14 protein-coding genes are annotated in these 13592 nt (G+C 65.3%); 10 read left to right on the top strand and 4 right to left on the bottom strand.

The features are described 5' to 3' along the window. Window positions 1–163: 163 nt before the first annotated feature. The 7 genes from JKG68_RS03100 to JKG68_RS03070 all read left to right on the top strand — a co-directional run bounded on the left by JKG68_RS03100 (window position 164) and on the right by JKG68_RS03070 (window position 6338). Window positions 164–1084: a branched-chain amino acid ABC transporter permease gene (locus JKG68_RS03100; protein WP_202055775.1), complete on the top strand. Its 921-nt coding sequence runs from the start codon at window positions 164–166 to the stop codon at window positions 1082–1084. A 12-nt stretch (window positions 1085–1096) separates the two neighbouring features. Further along, a complete protein-coding gene (gene livM, locus JKG68_RS03095; protein ID WP_202055774.1) occupies window positions 1097–2509 on the top strand; it encodes a high-affinity branched-chain amino acid ABC transporter permease LivM in 1413 nt (470 codons plus the stop codon). Then, window positions 2509–3351, top strand: a complete 843-nt coding sequence (locus JKG68_RS03090) for an ABC transporter ATP-binding protein (RefSeq protein WP_202055772.1) — start codon at window positions 2509–2511, stop codon at window positions 3349–3351. Before livM ends, JKG68_RS03090 begins: the two co-directional genes overlap by 1 nt. Then, window positions 3348–4124, top strand: a complete 777-nt coding sequence (locus JKG68_RS03085) for an ABC transporter ATP-binding protein (RefSeq protein WP_202055770.1) — start codon at window positions 3348–3350, stop codon at window positions 4122–4124. The genes JKG68_RS03090 and JKG68_RS03085 overlap by 4 nt, the downstream gene beginning before the upstream one ends. Further along, a complete protein-coding gene (locus tag JKG68_RS03080) occupies window positions 4124–4486 on the top strand; it encodes a DUF6867 family protein (protein ID WP_202055768.1) in 363 nt (120 codons plus the stop codon). The genes JKG68_RS03085 and JKG68_RS03080 overlap by 1 nt, the downstream gene beginning before the upstream one ends. Window positions 4487–4728: 242 nt before the next feature. Continuing rightward, entirely contained in the window at window positions 4729–5856 is a 1128-nt protein-coding gene (locus JKG68_RS03075; protein ID WP_202055766.1) for a branched-chain amino acid ABC transporter substrate-binding protein, read from the top strand. Window positions 5857–5957: 101 nt separating this feature from the next. Then, the gene (locus tag JKG68_RS03070) at window positions 5958–6338 is read left to right on the top strand and encodes an ACT domain-containing protein (protein WP_202055764.1); all 381 of its coding nucleotides are present in this window, start codon (window positions 5958–5960) and stop codon (window positions 6336–6338) included. 1 nt (window position 6339) lies between these two features. Here the strand turns inward: JKG68_RS03070 and JKG68_RS03065 are convergent, their stop codons facing one another. After that, entirely contained in the window at window positions 6340–6807 is a 468-nt protein-coding gene (locus JKG68_RS03065; RefSeq protein WP_202055761.1) for a DUF1203 domain-containing protein, read from the bottom strand. Window positions 6808–6877: 70 nt separating this feature from the next. Beyond that, a complete protein-coding gene (locus tag JKG68_RS03060) occupies window positions 6878–7606 on the bottom strand; it encodes a cytochrome c biogenesis CcdA family protein (RefSeq protein ID WP_202055759.1) in 729 nt (242 codons plus the stop codon). 96 nt (window positions 7607–7702) lie between these two features. Between JKG68_RS03060 and JKG68_RS03055 the strand changes: the two genes are divergently transcribed. Beyond that, window positions 7703–8713, top strand: coding sequence for a P1 family peptidase (locus JKG68_RS03055; protein ID WP_202055757.1), 1011 nt, complete (start codon window positions 7703–7705; stop codon window positions 8711–8713). Here the strand turns inward: JKG68_RS03055 and JKG68_RS03050 are convergent. Both JKG68_RS03050 and JKG68_RS03045 read right to left on the bottom strand, forming a co-directional pair. Then, on the bottom strand, window positions 8710–9864 hold the full coding sequence (locus JKG68_RS03050; RefSeq protein WP_202055755.1) for a hypothetical protein: 1155 nt from the start codon (window positions 9862–9864) through the stop codon (window positions 8710–8712). The genes JKG68_RS03055 and JKG68_RS03050 overlap by 4 nt on opposite strands. Before the next feature lie 97 nt (window positions 9865–9961). Continuing rightward, window positions 9962–11203 (bottom strand): NAD(P)/FAD-dependent oxidoreductase, encoded by a 1242-nt coding sequence (locus JKG68_RS03045; protein ID WP_202055753.1) that lies wholly within the window; start codon window positions 11201–11203, stop codon window positions 9962–9964. A 209-nt stretch (window positions 11204–11412) separates the two neighbouring features. On the opposite strand from JKG68_RS03045, the gene rpe reads away from it, so the two are divergent. Continuing rightward, a complete protein-coding gene (gene rpe, locus JKG68_RS03040; RefSeq protein WP_202055751.1) occupies window positions 11413–12084 on the top strand; it encodes a ribulose-phosphate 3-epimerase in 672 nt (223 codons plus the stop codon). Window positions 12085–12142: 58 nt separating this feature from the next. Further along, window positions 12143–13456 carry an adenylosuccinate lyase gene (purB, locus tag JKG68_RS03035; protein ID WP_202055750.1) on the top strand — a complete coding sequence of 438 codons (1314 nt, stop codon included), beginning with the start codon at window positions 12143–12145 and terminating at the stop codon, window positions 13454–13456. Window positions 13457–13592: the final 136 nt, after the last annotated feature.

Below are 13592 nucleotides of genomic sequence, written 5' to 3'. Positions count from 1 at the left end.
TCCATCAAAGAGGCGAATAGGAATCTTAACAGTAAGTTGTCGAATGAAAATCCGTTTGCTAGAGACACCAGCACCTTACGTCTGGCTTGGCGTTGCTTGCGCATCGTGCTTTGCTGCGGCGTTTCCCAAGAACGACCCCATACCAGAGGGGCAAGGGTAGGACATGGAAATTTTTGTGCAGCAGCTCATCAACGGGCTGACTCTGGGGTCGATATACGGCCTCATCGCCATCGGCTACACGATGGTCTTCGGCATCATTGGCATGGTGAACTTCGCCCACGGCGACGTCTTCATGCTCTCCGCTTTCATCTCGCTCATCTTCTTCCTGATCCTGACCACATGGCTCGGGATCTCGTCGGTCGCGGTGGCGCTGCTCATCGTTCTGGTGATCGCCATGGTGCTCACCTCCCTGTGGGGCTGGGCCATCGAGCGCATCGCCTACCGGCCCCTGCGCGGCTCCTTCCGCCTCGCCCCGCTGATCTCGGCCATCGGCGTGTCGATCTTCCTGTCGAACTTCGTCCAGGTCGCCCAGGGCGCCCGCAACAAGCCGACGCCTCCCATGGTCCAGGACGTGATCGTGCTGTTCCAGGGCGCGAGCGGCTACAATGTGGCCCTCTCCTACAAGCAGGTTATCATCATGGCGGTCACCGCCGTGCTGCTGACGATCTTCTGGTATCTCGTCCAGAAGACGTCCCTCGGCCGCGCCCAGCGCGCCTGCGAGCAGGACCGCAAGATGGCGGCGCTGCTCGGCATCAACGTGGACCGGACGATCTCGCTGACCTTCGTGATCGGCGCGGCCCTCGCGTCTGTCGCCGGCACCATGTACCTGCTGTACTATGGGGTGGTGAGCTTCAACGACGGCTTCGTGCCGGGCGTGAAGGCCTTCACGGCGGCGGTTCTGGGCGGCATCGGCTCGCTCCCGGGCGCCGTTCTGGGCGGGCTGATCATCGGCCTCATCGAGACCTTCTGGTCGGCCTATTTCTCCATCGAGTACAAGGACGTGGCCGCGTTCTCGATCCTCGCCATCGTGTTGATCTTCATGCCCTCCGGCATTCTCGGACGGCCTGAGGTCGAGAAGGTTTAAGGAGCCACGAGCATGACCGCTCCTTCCATCACCACAACCGCCCAGACCCAAACGGTGTCGAGGTCCTTCGATCTGGCGGCGGCCTTCAAGGACGCCGCCAAGACGGCCCTGATCATGCTGGGCCTCTCCATCCCGATCCTCGCCTACAAGACGGATCAGTCCGGCGCCGATCTTTTCCTCACCCCCCGCTGGGGCCTCGTGGCGATCGTCTGCGCCATCGTGTTCGGGCTGCGCCTCCTGATCCACGCCTTCACGGCGTCCCGGTCCTACGCCAGGGCGACGCCCAGCCCCCGGCAGGCAACCGAGCTGGTCGATGCCAGCCCCAGCGCGTTCCAGAAGGCCTCCCGCTTCGGCATCCCGTTCTTCCTCGGGGTGGCGCTCGCCTTTCCGTTCCTGGTCTACCTGATCCAGGGCGGCCTGACCGAATCCCGCTACTGGGTGGATCTGGGCATCCTGATCCTCACCTACGTGATGCTGGGTTGGGGCCTGAACATCGTGGTGGGCCTCGCCGGCCTTCTCGATCTCGGCTACGTCGCCTTCTACGCGGTCGGCGCCTACACCTACGCCCTGCTCTCGACCACGTTCGGCCTGTCGTTCTGGATCTGCCTGCCGCTGGCCGGGATCCTCGCCGCCTTCTGGGGCATGATCCTAGGGTTCCCGGTGCTGCGCCTGCGCGGCGATTATCTCGCCATCGTGACGCTTGCCTTCGGCGAGATCATCCGCCTCGTTCTCATCAACTGGGTGGACCTGACCAACGGCGGCGCCGGCATTTCGTCGATCCCGCGCGCAACCTTCTTCGGCATTCCGTTCACGGCGGGCGAGGACGGCTTTGCCGCGACCTTCGGGCTCGAGTTCAACGGCATGCACCGGATGATCTTCTTCTACTACCTCATCCTGGCGCTCGCGCTGCTCACCAACTTCGTCACCATGCGGCTGCGCAAGCTGCCCGTGGGGCGCGCCTGGGAGGCCCTGCGCGAGGACGAGATCGCCTGCCGGTCGCTGGGCATCAACACCACCAACACCAAGCTCACGGCCTTCTCCATCGGCGCAATGTTCGGCGGCTTTGCCGGCTCGTTCTTCGCGGTCCGCCAGGGCTTCGTCTCCCCGGAAAGCTTCAACTTCCTGGAATCGGCGATCATCCTGGCCATCGTGGTGCTCGGCGGCATGGGCTCGCAGATCGGCGTGGCGATTGCGGCCATCGTGCTGGTGGGCGGCCCCGAGATCCTGCGCAACCTCACCTTCCTGCAGGCGATCTTCGGCTCCGGCTTCGACCCGAACGAGTACCGCCTGCTGCTCTTCGGCGTCGGCATGGTGGCCATGATGGTGTGGCGTCCGCGCGGCCTGATCTCGGAACGCGAACCCTCGGTGATCTTGAAAGAGCGCAAGGCCATTTCCGGCTCGCTCGTGAAGGAAGGACACGGCTGATGCGCTGGCTGCAGGATCCCATCCTCGACGTACAGCATCTCACGATGCGCTTCGGCGGCCTGGTGGCCGTCAACGACCTCTCGTTCAAGGCCGGGCGCGGCGACATTACCGCGCTCATCGGCCCGAACGGCGCAGGCAAGACCACGGTCTTCAACTGCATCACCGGCTTCTACAAGCCCACGGAAGGCATGGTGGCGCTGCGCAAGCCCGACGGTTCGCACCTGCTCCTGGAGCGGCTGCCGGGCTACGACATCAACTGGAAGGGCAAGGTCGCGCGCACCTTCCAGAACATCCGGCTGTTCTCCGGCATGACCCTGCTCGAGAACCTGCTGGTGGCCCAGCACAACCCGCTGATGATCTCGTCGGGCTTCACCTTCCTCGGCGTTCTGGGCATCGGCGGTTACCGCAAGGCCGAGAAGGAGGCCATCGAGAAGGCCAAGTTCTGGCTGGAGAAAACCCGGCTCATCGACCGGGCCGACGAGCCCGCCGGCGACCTTCCCTACGGCGACCAGCGCCGCCTGGAGATCGCCCGCGCCATGTGCACGGACCCGCTCCTGCTCTGTCTCGACGAGCCGGCGGCGGGCCTCAATCCGCGCGAGTCGCTGGAGCTCAACGAGCTCCTCCTGTCGATCCGCCGGGACCATGGTACCTCGATCCTGCTGATCGAGCACGACATGTCGGTGGTGATGCAGATCTCGGACCACGTGGTGGTGCTCGATTACGGCACCAAGATCTCGGACGGCGCACCGGCCGAGGTCAGGGACGATCCCAAGGTGATCGCCGCCTATCTCGGCGTGCCCGACGAGGAAGTCGAGCAGGTTGAAGCGGAGATCGGCGCATGACCGCCGCTGGAGCAAACATCCCGATGCAGAGCCCTCAAGCCGCGTCTTCCCGCCAGCCGCTTCTGAGCGTGCGCGGCATCAAGACCTATTACGGCAACATCATCGCCCTCAAGGGCGTGGACATGGACGTCAACGAAGGCGAGATCGTCACCCTGATCGGCGCCAACGGCGCCGGCAAGTCGACCCTGATGATGACGATCTTCGGCAACCCGCGGGCCCGCGAGGGCACGATCACCTATGGGGGCCGGGACATCACCAAGATGCCCACCCACGAGATCGCCCGCCTATCGATCGCCCAGTCGCCCGAAGGCCGGCGCATCTTCCCGCGCATGACCGTGTTCGAGAACCTGCAGATGGGCGCGTCCATGAACGGCATGGCCCATTTCGACCACGACCTCGAGCGGGTCTGCACCCTGTTCCCGCGCCTGAAGGAGCGCCTGCAGCAGCGGGGCGGCACCCTGTCGGGCGGCGAACAGCAGATGTTGGCCATCGCCCGCGCGCTCATGAGCCGCCCGAAGCTCCTCCTCCTGGACGAGCCGTCGCTGGGCTTGGCGCCCCTGATCGTCAAGCAGATCTTCGAGATCATCAAGGAGCTCAACGAGAAGGACGGGATGACGGTCTTCCTCGTGGAGCAGAACGCCTATCACGCCCTCAAGCTGGCCCATCGCGGCTACGTGATGGTCACGGGCAACATCACCATGAGCGGCACCGGCAAGGAGCTGCTCGAGAACCCTCAAGTGAGGGCAGCCTATCTCGAAGGGGGGAGTCACTGATGCAGGGCATTCTCTACGAAGAGCCTTCGATCTGGCTCTTTCTTCTCATCACCGTGATCATGGGCGGCTGGGCCGCCTGGATGACCGGCCGGGCCATCGCCATGACCTGGCGCCCGTTCTGGGTGCTGATCGCCTATCTGTTCATCCTCGGGGCCGCGGTCCGCTTCATCCACTTCGCCCTGTTCGGCGGAACGCTGCTGTCATTCCACTACTACGCGATCGACACCATCGTCCTGCTGGTCATCGGGGCGCTCGGGTTCCAGTATCGCCGGGCCCGCATGATGACCACGCAATACCGCTGGCTCTACGAGCGGACCGGCCTGTTCTCCTGGCGGGAAAAGGCGTCTGCGACCAAGGGCTAGCGCATCGTGCACGAACGGGTTCCGGTTCTTCGCACCGAACGATGCGCAGCTTTAAAAAAACGGGTCATCGGATTGATCCCAAAAGCGGTTTCGACTTTCGGATCCGGTGCTTAGGTTAAAAAGATTCCCAGGTGACATCCGCTTAAAAACAAGCATGATGTTCCGCGGAAGGCGGGGTCCCCCCCGCCAAACCGGCCCCACGAGGAAGAGGGGCCTATAAAACAACCCAGAGGAGTGACCTCATGAAAAAATTGCTGTTGACCGGCGTGGCGCTTGGTCTTGGCCTCGCCTTCTCCAGCGCTGCCAGCGCCCAGATCAAGATCGGCGTCGCTGGCCCCATCACCGGCCCGAACGCGGCTTTCGGCGCCCAGCTGAAGAACGGCGTCGAGCAGGCCGTCGAGGACATCAACGCAGCTGGCGGCATCAATGGCCAGAAGCTGCAGATCGTCGTCGGCGACGACGTGTCCGACCCGAAGCAGGGCGTGTCGGTGGCGAACAAGTTCGCCGCTGAAGGCGTGAAGTTCGTCGTCGGCCACTTCAACTCCGGCGTCTCGATCCCGGCCTCGCAGGTCTACGAGGAAGCCGGCATCGTCCAGGTGACCCCGGCCTCGACGAACCCGCAATACACCGAGCGCGGCATGTGGAACACCTTCCGCACCTGCGGTCGCGACGACCAGCAGGGCCTCGTTGCCGGCACCTACCTGTCCGACAAGTTCAAGGGCAAGAAGGTTGCCGTCATTCACGACAAGACCCCCTACGGAAAGGGCCTTGCCGACGAGACCCAGAAGGCCATGAACGCAAAGGGCCTGAAGGAAGTAGTCTATGAAGGCATCAACCCGGGCGAGAAGGACTACTCCGCGCTCGTGTCGAAGCTGAAGCAGGCTGCGGTCGACGTGGTTTATTTCGGCGGCCTCCACACGGAAGCCGGCCTCATCATCCGCCAGATGCGCGATCAGGGCCTTGCCGCCCCGATGATGTCCGGTGACGGCATCGTGTCGGCCGAGTTCACCTCGATTGCCGGCCCGGGCGCCGAAGGAACCCTGATGACCTTCTCGCCGGATCCGCGCAAGAACCCGAACGCGCAAGCCGTCGTGGCCAAGTTCAAGGCCAAGAACTACGACCCCGAGGCCTACACGCTCTACAGCTACGCCGCGACCCAGATCCTGGCCGAGGCTGCAAAGCAGGCCAACAGCACCGATGGCAAGAAGGTCTCGGACGCCATGAAGTCCGGCAAGCCCTTCAAGACCGTCATCGGCGACATCTCCTTCGACAAGAAGGGCGACATCACCCGTCCGGACTACGTCATGTACGTCTGGAAGAAGGGCGCTGACGGCACGATCACCTACTCCGGCAACGAACTTGCCATGTAAGCCAAACATATGATCCATCGGCCGCAAGCCGATGATCGGAAGGCCCGCCCCGGCAACAGGGCGGGCTTTTTTCGTAGCAGTGCTTCAGCAAGGAGTTGACGATGCCGTCCCTCGATCTTTTCCTTCTTGAGGAGACCTACGCCGTTTGCCGCCTCCCCGCAGGCCGTGCCGTGAAGGCGCCCCTGCCCGGACCATTCTCGCTGCTGGTGCAGGCCCCGGAAGAGACGACCCTCGTCTGCTCCGTCGATCAGGCTCCGCCGGAGGCCGAGACCGATGCAGGCTGGCGCTGCTTCCGGATCGAGCAGAGCTTCGACTTCAGCATCCCGGGCATCCTGGCCTCCGTGCTCGATCCGCTGGCCCGGGCCGGCATCGGCATCTTCGCCACGTCCACCTTCAGCACCGACTACGTGCTGGTGAAGGAGCCCGATACGAGCCGGGCGGTGGAAGCCCTGCAGGCAGCGGGGCACCGGCTGACCGTCTGAGTCAGGCCCGTTCGATCCGCGCCGCGAAGCACCCGCGCCTGGCGAAATGGGCATCGATATGCGCGACGGTAGGATCGGCGAAGAACCGCTCGATCAGGCGAACCACCTCGCCGCCTTCGGCAACTTCAGCATCCACGATAAAGGCACTCGCATCGTAGGCGCGCAGCGAGAGAAGCCGATCCCGGAGCATGGGCGGCAGCTCCCCCCGGTAGCTCCCGGTCCTGGCGGAACGGCTGACGAAGATCGGCCCGGCGGCGCGGTAGGGCGAGGTCGGTTCCGTCTGGTGGGCATGGTTGAGGAGCAGAAGCTCCTCGCCTTCCTCGACGCGCCTGAGCGCGATGCGGCAGGGATAGGCATCCGCCTGATCGGCAACGACCCGCCGCGCCCCGATGGCCCCGAGTTCGTCTGCGTTCATGGAGAACAGGTGTGCAAAGGCGCCCGCTTCGAGCCCGCGAATCTGGAATGACATGGATGATCTCCTCGTTGGAGCCATCACTGTCAGGAAAACCGGCGCCCTGGACGACCCGATTCCTGTGGGCTTATCCGAGCATCCCCAAAGCCGGGAATGTCTCCAGCAGCCAGAAGGACATATTGGTGATCCAGCCGGTGAGGAAGGCGATGCCGGTGAGAACCAGGAGAACGCCCATCGCCTTCTCGATCACCGCGAACTGGGACCGCATGCGCTTCAGCAGCGCCACGAAGGGCTTCATGGCGAAGGCGGCCAGCAGGAACGGGATGCCGAGGCCCGCCGAATAGGCGGCCAGCAGCAGGGCTCCATGGGAGACGCTGTCCTCCGAGCCCGCCACCGTGAGGATCGCCGCCAGCACCGGCCCGATGCAGGGGGTCCAGCCGAACGCGAAGGCGAGACCCATCAGGTAGGCCCCCCAGAGGCCGACCGGCCGGGCCACGTTGAACCGGGCCTCCCGGTAGAACAGCGCGATCCTGAAGACGCCGAGAAAGTGCAGGCCCATGACGATGATGGCGATGCCGGCCACGGTGCTCAAGACATCGAGATGTTGCCGGATCGCCTGCCCCAGGGCCGATGCGGTCGCGCCAAGCAGCACGAAGACGGTCGAGAAGCCTGCCACGAACAGCAGCGCCGCCAGCACCGCCCTGCGGCGGACTGCTCGGTCGTCGCCCGCGCTCAGGCGGTCGAAGGTGGTGCCCGCCAGGAAGGACAGGTAGGGCGGCACCAGCGGCAGAACGCAGGGGCTCAAGAAGCTGATGAGGCCGCCGAGGGCAGCAGCCGGAAAGGAAACGCTGAGCATGGCAAGGGTTCTATCGCTTCGAGCCCTTGGAAGAAAGCCGGGAAAGGCCGGTTCTCCAGCTTGTGAAGACGGCGGTTTTTCGGTTTGCTGGAGGCCATGACCCGAGCCCGCAATCTCATCACAGACGTCCCCGGCCTGCGTGTCGGCAACGCCCACGACGCCGCCCTCGGCTCCGGCGTGACGGCTGCCCTCTTCGACGAACCCGCGGTGGTCTCCTGCGAGGCGATGGGCGGGGCCCCGGCCACCCGCGAGACGGATCTGCTGCAGCCCGACAAGATGGTGCCCGGCATTCACGGCGTCGTCCTGTCCGGCGGCTCCGCCTATGGCCTCGACGCGGCCGGCGGCGTGCAGGCCTACTTGAGAGAACGGGGCATCGGCTTTGCCGTCCGGGAGGCGCTGGTGCCGCTGGTGTCCCAGGCCTCCAGCTTCGACCTCATCAACGGCGGCAACAAGGATTGGGGCCGCTACCCGCCTTACCGGGACCTCGGCTACGAGGCGGCGTCCCGGGCCGGGCTCTCGTTCGATCTGGGCACGGCGGGCGGCGGCTATGGCGCGACCACGGCCAACCTGAAAGGCGGCCTGGGCTCGGCCAGCACCATCGCCTCTTCCGGCCATACAGTCGGGGCCCTGGTGGTCGTGAACGCCGTCGCTTCGGCGGTGATCGGCGAAGGCCCCCATTTCTGGGCCGGAGCCCTGGAGGAGGGCGGCGAATTCGGGGGGCTCGGGCTCCCGGCGCATGTGTCACCGCAGATGCGCCGGCTGGTCTGGAAAGGCGGCCCCCAGCCTGCGACCACCATCGCGCTGATCGCGACCGATGCGGTTCTGACGAAGGCCCAGGCCAAGCGCCTTGCGGTCGCGTCCCATGCGGGCCTCGCCCGAGGCCTGCGCTTCTCCCATGCCCTGTTCGATGGCGACACGATCTTTGCCGCGGCCACAGGCCTCAAACCCCTGCAGAACGAGGCGGTGGAGTTCACTGAACTCACGGCGCTCGCGGCCGACTGCCTCACCCGCGCCATCGCCCGGGGCGTCTACGAGGCGACGGCCCTGCCCTATCCGGACGCGCAGCCCGCGTGGCGGGATCGCTTCGGAAGCCCCGAACGGGGCTAGGACAGGAACGCGGCCGGCCTCGCGGCGCCATAGTCCGGGTCCTCGCCGAGCCGCCACAGGAAGCTTCCCATGCGAGCCTCGAGCCTGCTCTGCGTCCTCCCGAGCGTGCGGTCGAGGGCGTCTTGAACGTTCTCGGTGGAGGTCAGGAGAGCCGCCGCCAGGCGTGGAGACGCAGCCGCGATCACGCGGATCCAGCGCTGCGCCTCGCCGGCATCGATCGCGAACCGGGCCCGCACCAGATCCATGAGCCTGTTCTCCGAATCGGCGGGCCGGATCATGAGCAGGGTGGTCTCGCAGCCGAACAGATCCTGCGCAGCCCCGCGCATCGGCACCAGATAGGCGACCGCAGGTCCATGCTCCTCCGTCGCCGGAAGAGGAATGGGGCCGCGCAGCCGGTCGAACAGGTTCGCCGTGATCCGCTCCAGGCTCTCGCTCAGGGTACGCTGGGCCGCATCGTCCGTGAAGGCGATCCGATCGCCCGCCCTTACGCTCACCTGGGACAGGCGGGCCTCCATGGCCGCGTTGCAGGCGAGAAGCCGCCCGTTGCGGGTCAGGACGGCGGCGGGGATCTCCATGAATTGCAGGGCGGATGCAACGGAACGCGCCTGCCGAGCCCCGAGGCGGCTGAACAGAAAGGACACGCGGGCCAGATGCGGCCTGAGCCTGTCAAGCCTTGCCCTCAACGCGGCGCTCATCGGACCATCGTCGAACGGACGTTCGAACCGTATGGAGATATGGCTCCCTCCGGGGACCTGTATGATGGCTCCCGCGGACCATCCGGCTCCGCGCGGACGGATGAAGTCCCGGTACATGGGAATATCGTCCAGCTCGCCGGGGGCGAAAAGCTCCGTCTCGTCGAGGAACTGCAGCTGACGCCGCCGGCCGGCCCTCTCGGACCAGGGATTTCTCAGATGCCACCCCCCGGCATAGAAATCCTGCAGGATCGGGCAGAAGCGGTCCGTTGCCACCCAGGACCTTGCGCCTTCGCCCGAAACGACGCTCATGGAGCCGCCCTCGGTACCCGCGAACGCCGAAATCTGCTCGAGAACCTGGACCCATCCCTCAGGAATGACAGCAGCTTCGTAGATGTCGCTCAGCAGCGACCGGTCGCTCCCCGGCATCCGCCCCTCCGTAACGTTGGAGCGGATCATAAACGCTATATCTTCTCATTCAAGCACTTTCCCCTCCAAACGGAGAGGTAAGTTTCCCGTGAGAGGCTCCGGGATCGGAAATCTGAGAAGAAGCGGCTCAGAACCGCTCCACCCGGTACGGCTTCGGATCGACCACCGGCGTCTCGCCCGTGATCATCTCGGCGAGCACGCGGCCGGTGACCGGGCCCAGGGTCAGGCCATGGTGGGCATGGCCGAAGCCGAACCACAAGTTTTTGTGCCGGGGCGCTGCGCCGATGATCGGCATCATGTCCGGCGTGCAGGGCCGCATGCCCATCCAGGGCTCAGGGTCGACGCGCTCGCCGAGGGGGAAGAACGCCTTGGCGATGGGCTCGGCCCGCCCGAGCTGCACCGGGGTCTTGGGCGCATCGCGAGTGGCGAATTCCGCGCCCGTGGTGAGCCGGATGCCCTTCAACATGGGAGCGAGGAAATAGCCGCGGTCGAAATCCAGCGTCGGCCGGTTGAGCACCGCGTTGCCCTGAGGCTTGTAGTGCATGTGGTAGCCGCGTTTCACCGCAAGCGGCAGATTGTACCCGAGTCTTGTCGTCACCACGTCGGCCCAGGCGCCGAGTGCCACCACGACGGCTCCGGCCTCCACGGGGCCCCTCTCCGTCTGGACGCGCCAGCCGGTCGAGGTCTCCTCGAGGGTCTTGGCGTCACCGGCCGCGAGCTCGCCGCCGAGGCGCTCGAACAGGCCCACATAACCCATGGTCAGCATGTGAGGATCGGAGACGGAGGCCGGATCGGTCCAATGGATGCCGCCCGCCGTCTCCACCTTGAGGTGCGGCTCCCGCTCGGCCACACCTTGCATGTCGAGGGCATCGAAATTGACGCCGAAGTCGCGCTTCACGTTCTCCGCGTCGCGGAACTGCTGATCCATGCTCTTGCGGTCGCGGAAAACCTTCATCCAGCCGGTCGAGCGGATCAGATGCGTGGAGCCGGATTCCTCGGCGAGCGCCATATGCTCGGTGACGCTGCGCTCGATCAGCGGCGCGTACATCCGCGCGATCGCCTTGTGCTGATTGGGCCGGGAATGCATCCAATACTGCCACAGGAAGGGCGCGAGCTTCGGGATCGCGGCCCAATGGTAATGGGCATCGATGGTGTTGTTCAGGGCATAGCGCAGGAGCGCGCCGAAATCGTGCGGGAAGCCGTACGGGTAGACGCCCTCCCGCTGGATCAGGCCCGCATTGCCGAAAGAGGTCTCTTCGCCGGGCTTGCGCTTGTCCACCAGAAGGACCGAGCGCCCGCGCTTCTGCAAATGCAGGGCAATCGACACGCCGACGATGCCGGCTCCAAGAACAACCACATCCTTACGCATGAAGGCTTTGCCCCATTCCGATCGCCCCCCACTGCGGAAGGCGAGATCTATCTCTTGCTGAGGCAATCTTTACTCCCCTTAACTCAAGGCCGTCCACGGATTTCATGTGCCAAATGGACCTCTCCCCAGCCAAGTGGTCTTAGACTGGTTCATAAGGCCGGCCCACTGTCCCGTTGCCCTGGGCCATCCCCCGTGCTACCGGCGCGGCCATGACACGTCCTCTTCTCATCGCCCCCTCCATCCTGGCCTCCGACTTCTCCAAGCTCGGCGAGGAAATCCGCGCCATCGACGCTGCCGGTGCGGATTGGATCCATATCGACGTGATGGACGGCCATTTCGTGCCGAACATCACCATCGGCCCGGATGTGGTGAAGGCGCTGCGACCCCACACCGACAAGGTGTTCGACGTTCACCTGATGATCGCCCCGGTGGACCCTTATCTCGAAGCCTTCGCCAAGGCGGGCGCCGACATCATCAGCATCCATGCGGAAGCGGGCCCGCACCTTCACCGCTCGCTTCAGACCATCCGGGCCCTCGGCAAGAAGGCCGGCGTTGTGCTCAATCCCGGCACCCATGAATCCGCCATCGAGCCCGTGCTCGACATGGTCGATCTCGTCCTGCTGATGACCGTCAACCCGGGCTTCGGCGGCCAGGCCTTCATTGGCTCCGTCTGCGACAAGGTCCGCCGGATCAAGGCCATGGTGGGCGGCCGCGACATCGACATCGAGATCGATGGCGGCGTCACGGTCGAGACGGCCCCGTTCGTGGCCGCTGCCGGCGCCAATGCGCTGGTCGCAGGCTCCGCCACCTTCAAGGGCGGTCCTTCGGCCTACGCGGCCAACATGGCGGCCATTCGCGAGGCCGCCGCAAAGGCGCGTTGAGATCGAAGGGCTATCGTGCTACCGCGCGGGCATGTCCCCCGCGTGGAAGTGAACAGCCATGATCCCTCGTTACAGCCGCCCCGAGATGGTGGCCATCTGGTCGCCCGAGTCCAAGTTCCGCATCTGGTTCGAGATCGAGGCTCATGCCACCACGGCGCTCGCCAATCTCGGCGTGGTGCCGAAAGAGGCGGCGGAGACGGTGTGGGAGAAGGGCTCGAAGGCCACCTTCGACGTGGAGCGGATCGACGCCATCGAGCGTGAGGTGAAGCACGACGTCATCGCCTTCCTGACGCACCTGGCCGAGATCGTCGGCCCCGAGGCCCGCTTCGTTCACCAGGGCATGACCTCCTCGGACGTGCTCGACACCACGTTCAACGTCCAGCTTGCCCGCGCCACGGACCTGCTCCTGCGCGACATGGACGAGCTGCTCGCCGCCATCAAGCGCCGCGCCATCGAGCACAAGATGACGCCGACCATCGGCCGCTCCCATGGCATCCATGCGGAGCCCACCACGTTTGGCCTCAAGCTGGCCCAGGCCTATGCGGAGTTCGAGCGCTGCAAGGTCCGCCTGATCGAGGCACAACGGGAGATCTCCACCTGCGCCATCTCGGGCGCCGTCGGCACCTTCGCCAACATCGATCCTTCCGTTGAGGAATACGTGGCCGAGCAGATGGGCCTGCAGGTCGAGCCGGTCTCGACCCAGGTCATCCCGCGCGACCGCCATGCCATGTATTTCGCGACGCTCGGCGTGATCGCCTCCTCCATCGAACGCCTGGCGACGGAAGTCCGGCACCTTCAGCGCAGCGAGGTGCTGGAGGCGGAAGAGTTTTTCTCGGCCGGCCAGAAGGGTTCCTCGGCCATGCCGCACAAGCGAAACCCGGTGCTCACCGAGAACCTGACGGGTCTTGCCCGCATGGTGCGTGCCTATGCCATGCCGGCCATGGAGAACGTGGCGCTCTGGCATGAGCGCGATATCTCCCACTCCTCCGTCGAGCGCATGATCGGGCCCGACGCCACCGTGACGCTGGACTTCGCATTGGCCCGTCTCACCAACGTCATCGACAAGCTCGTGGTCTATCCGGAGAACATGCAGAAGAACCTGGATCGGCTGGGCGGCCTCGTCCATTCGCAGCGGGTGCTCTTGGCTCTGACCCAGAAGGGCGCCTCCCGCGAGGACGCCTACCGCCTCGTCCAGCGCAACGCCATGCCGGTCTGGCGCGGCGAAGGCGACTTCCTCACCCTTCTCAAGGGCGACGCCGACGTGACCGGATACCTGTCCGCGGACGAGATCGAAGCCTGCTTCGACTTGGGCTACCACTTCAAGCATGTGGACACGATCTTCACACGGGTCTTCGGCACAGCCGGAGCATAGCCAGGGGGCCTCTGCGGGCACGGTGCAGGGACGCCGTGCCTCTGGCCTGCGTCTCTTATCCCGTCTCGGGCACGGCGCCGGAGCCCGAAGAGCATGGAGTTGGGAGGGGAGTGCTTGAACCCGCCCGCGCGGGCCT

Source organism: Microvirga aerilata (genome assembly GCF_016743775.1).
Lineage (GTDB): Bacteria > Pseudomonadota > Alphaproteobacteria > Rhizobiales > Beijerinckiaceae > Microvirga > Microvirga aerilata.
This window is presented reverse-complemented; position numbering and strand designations above follow the sequence as displayed.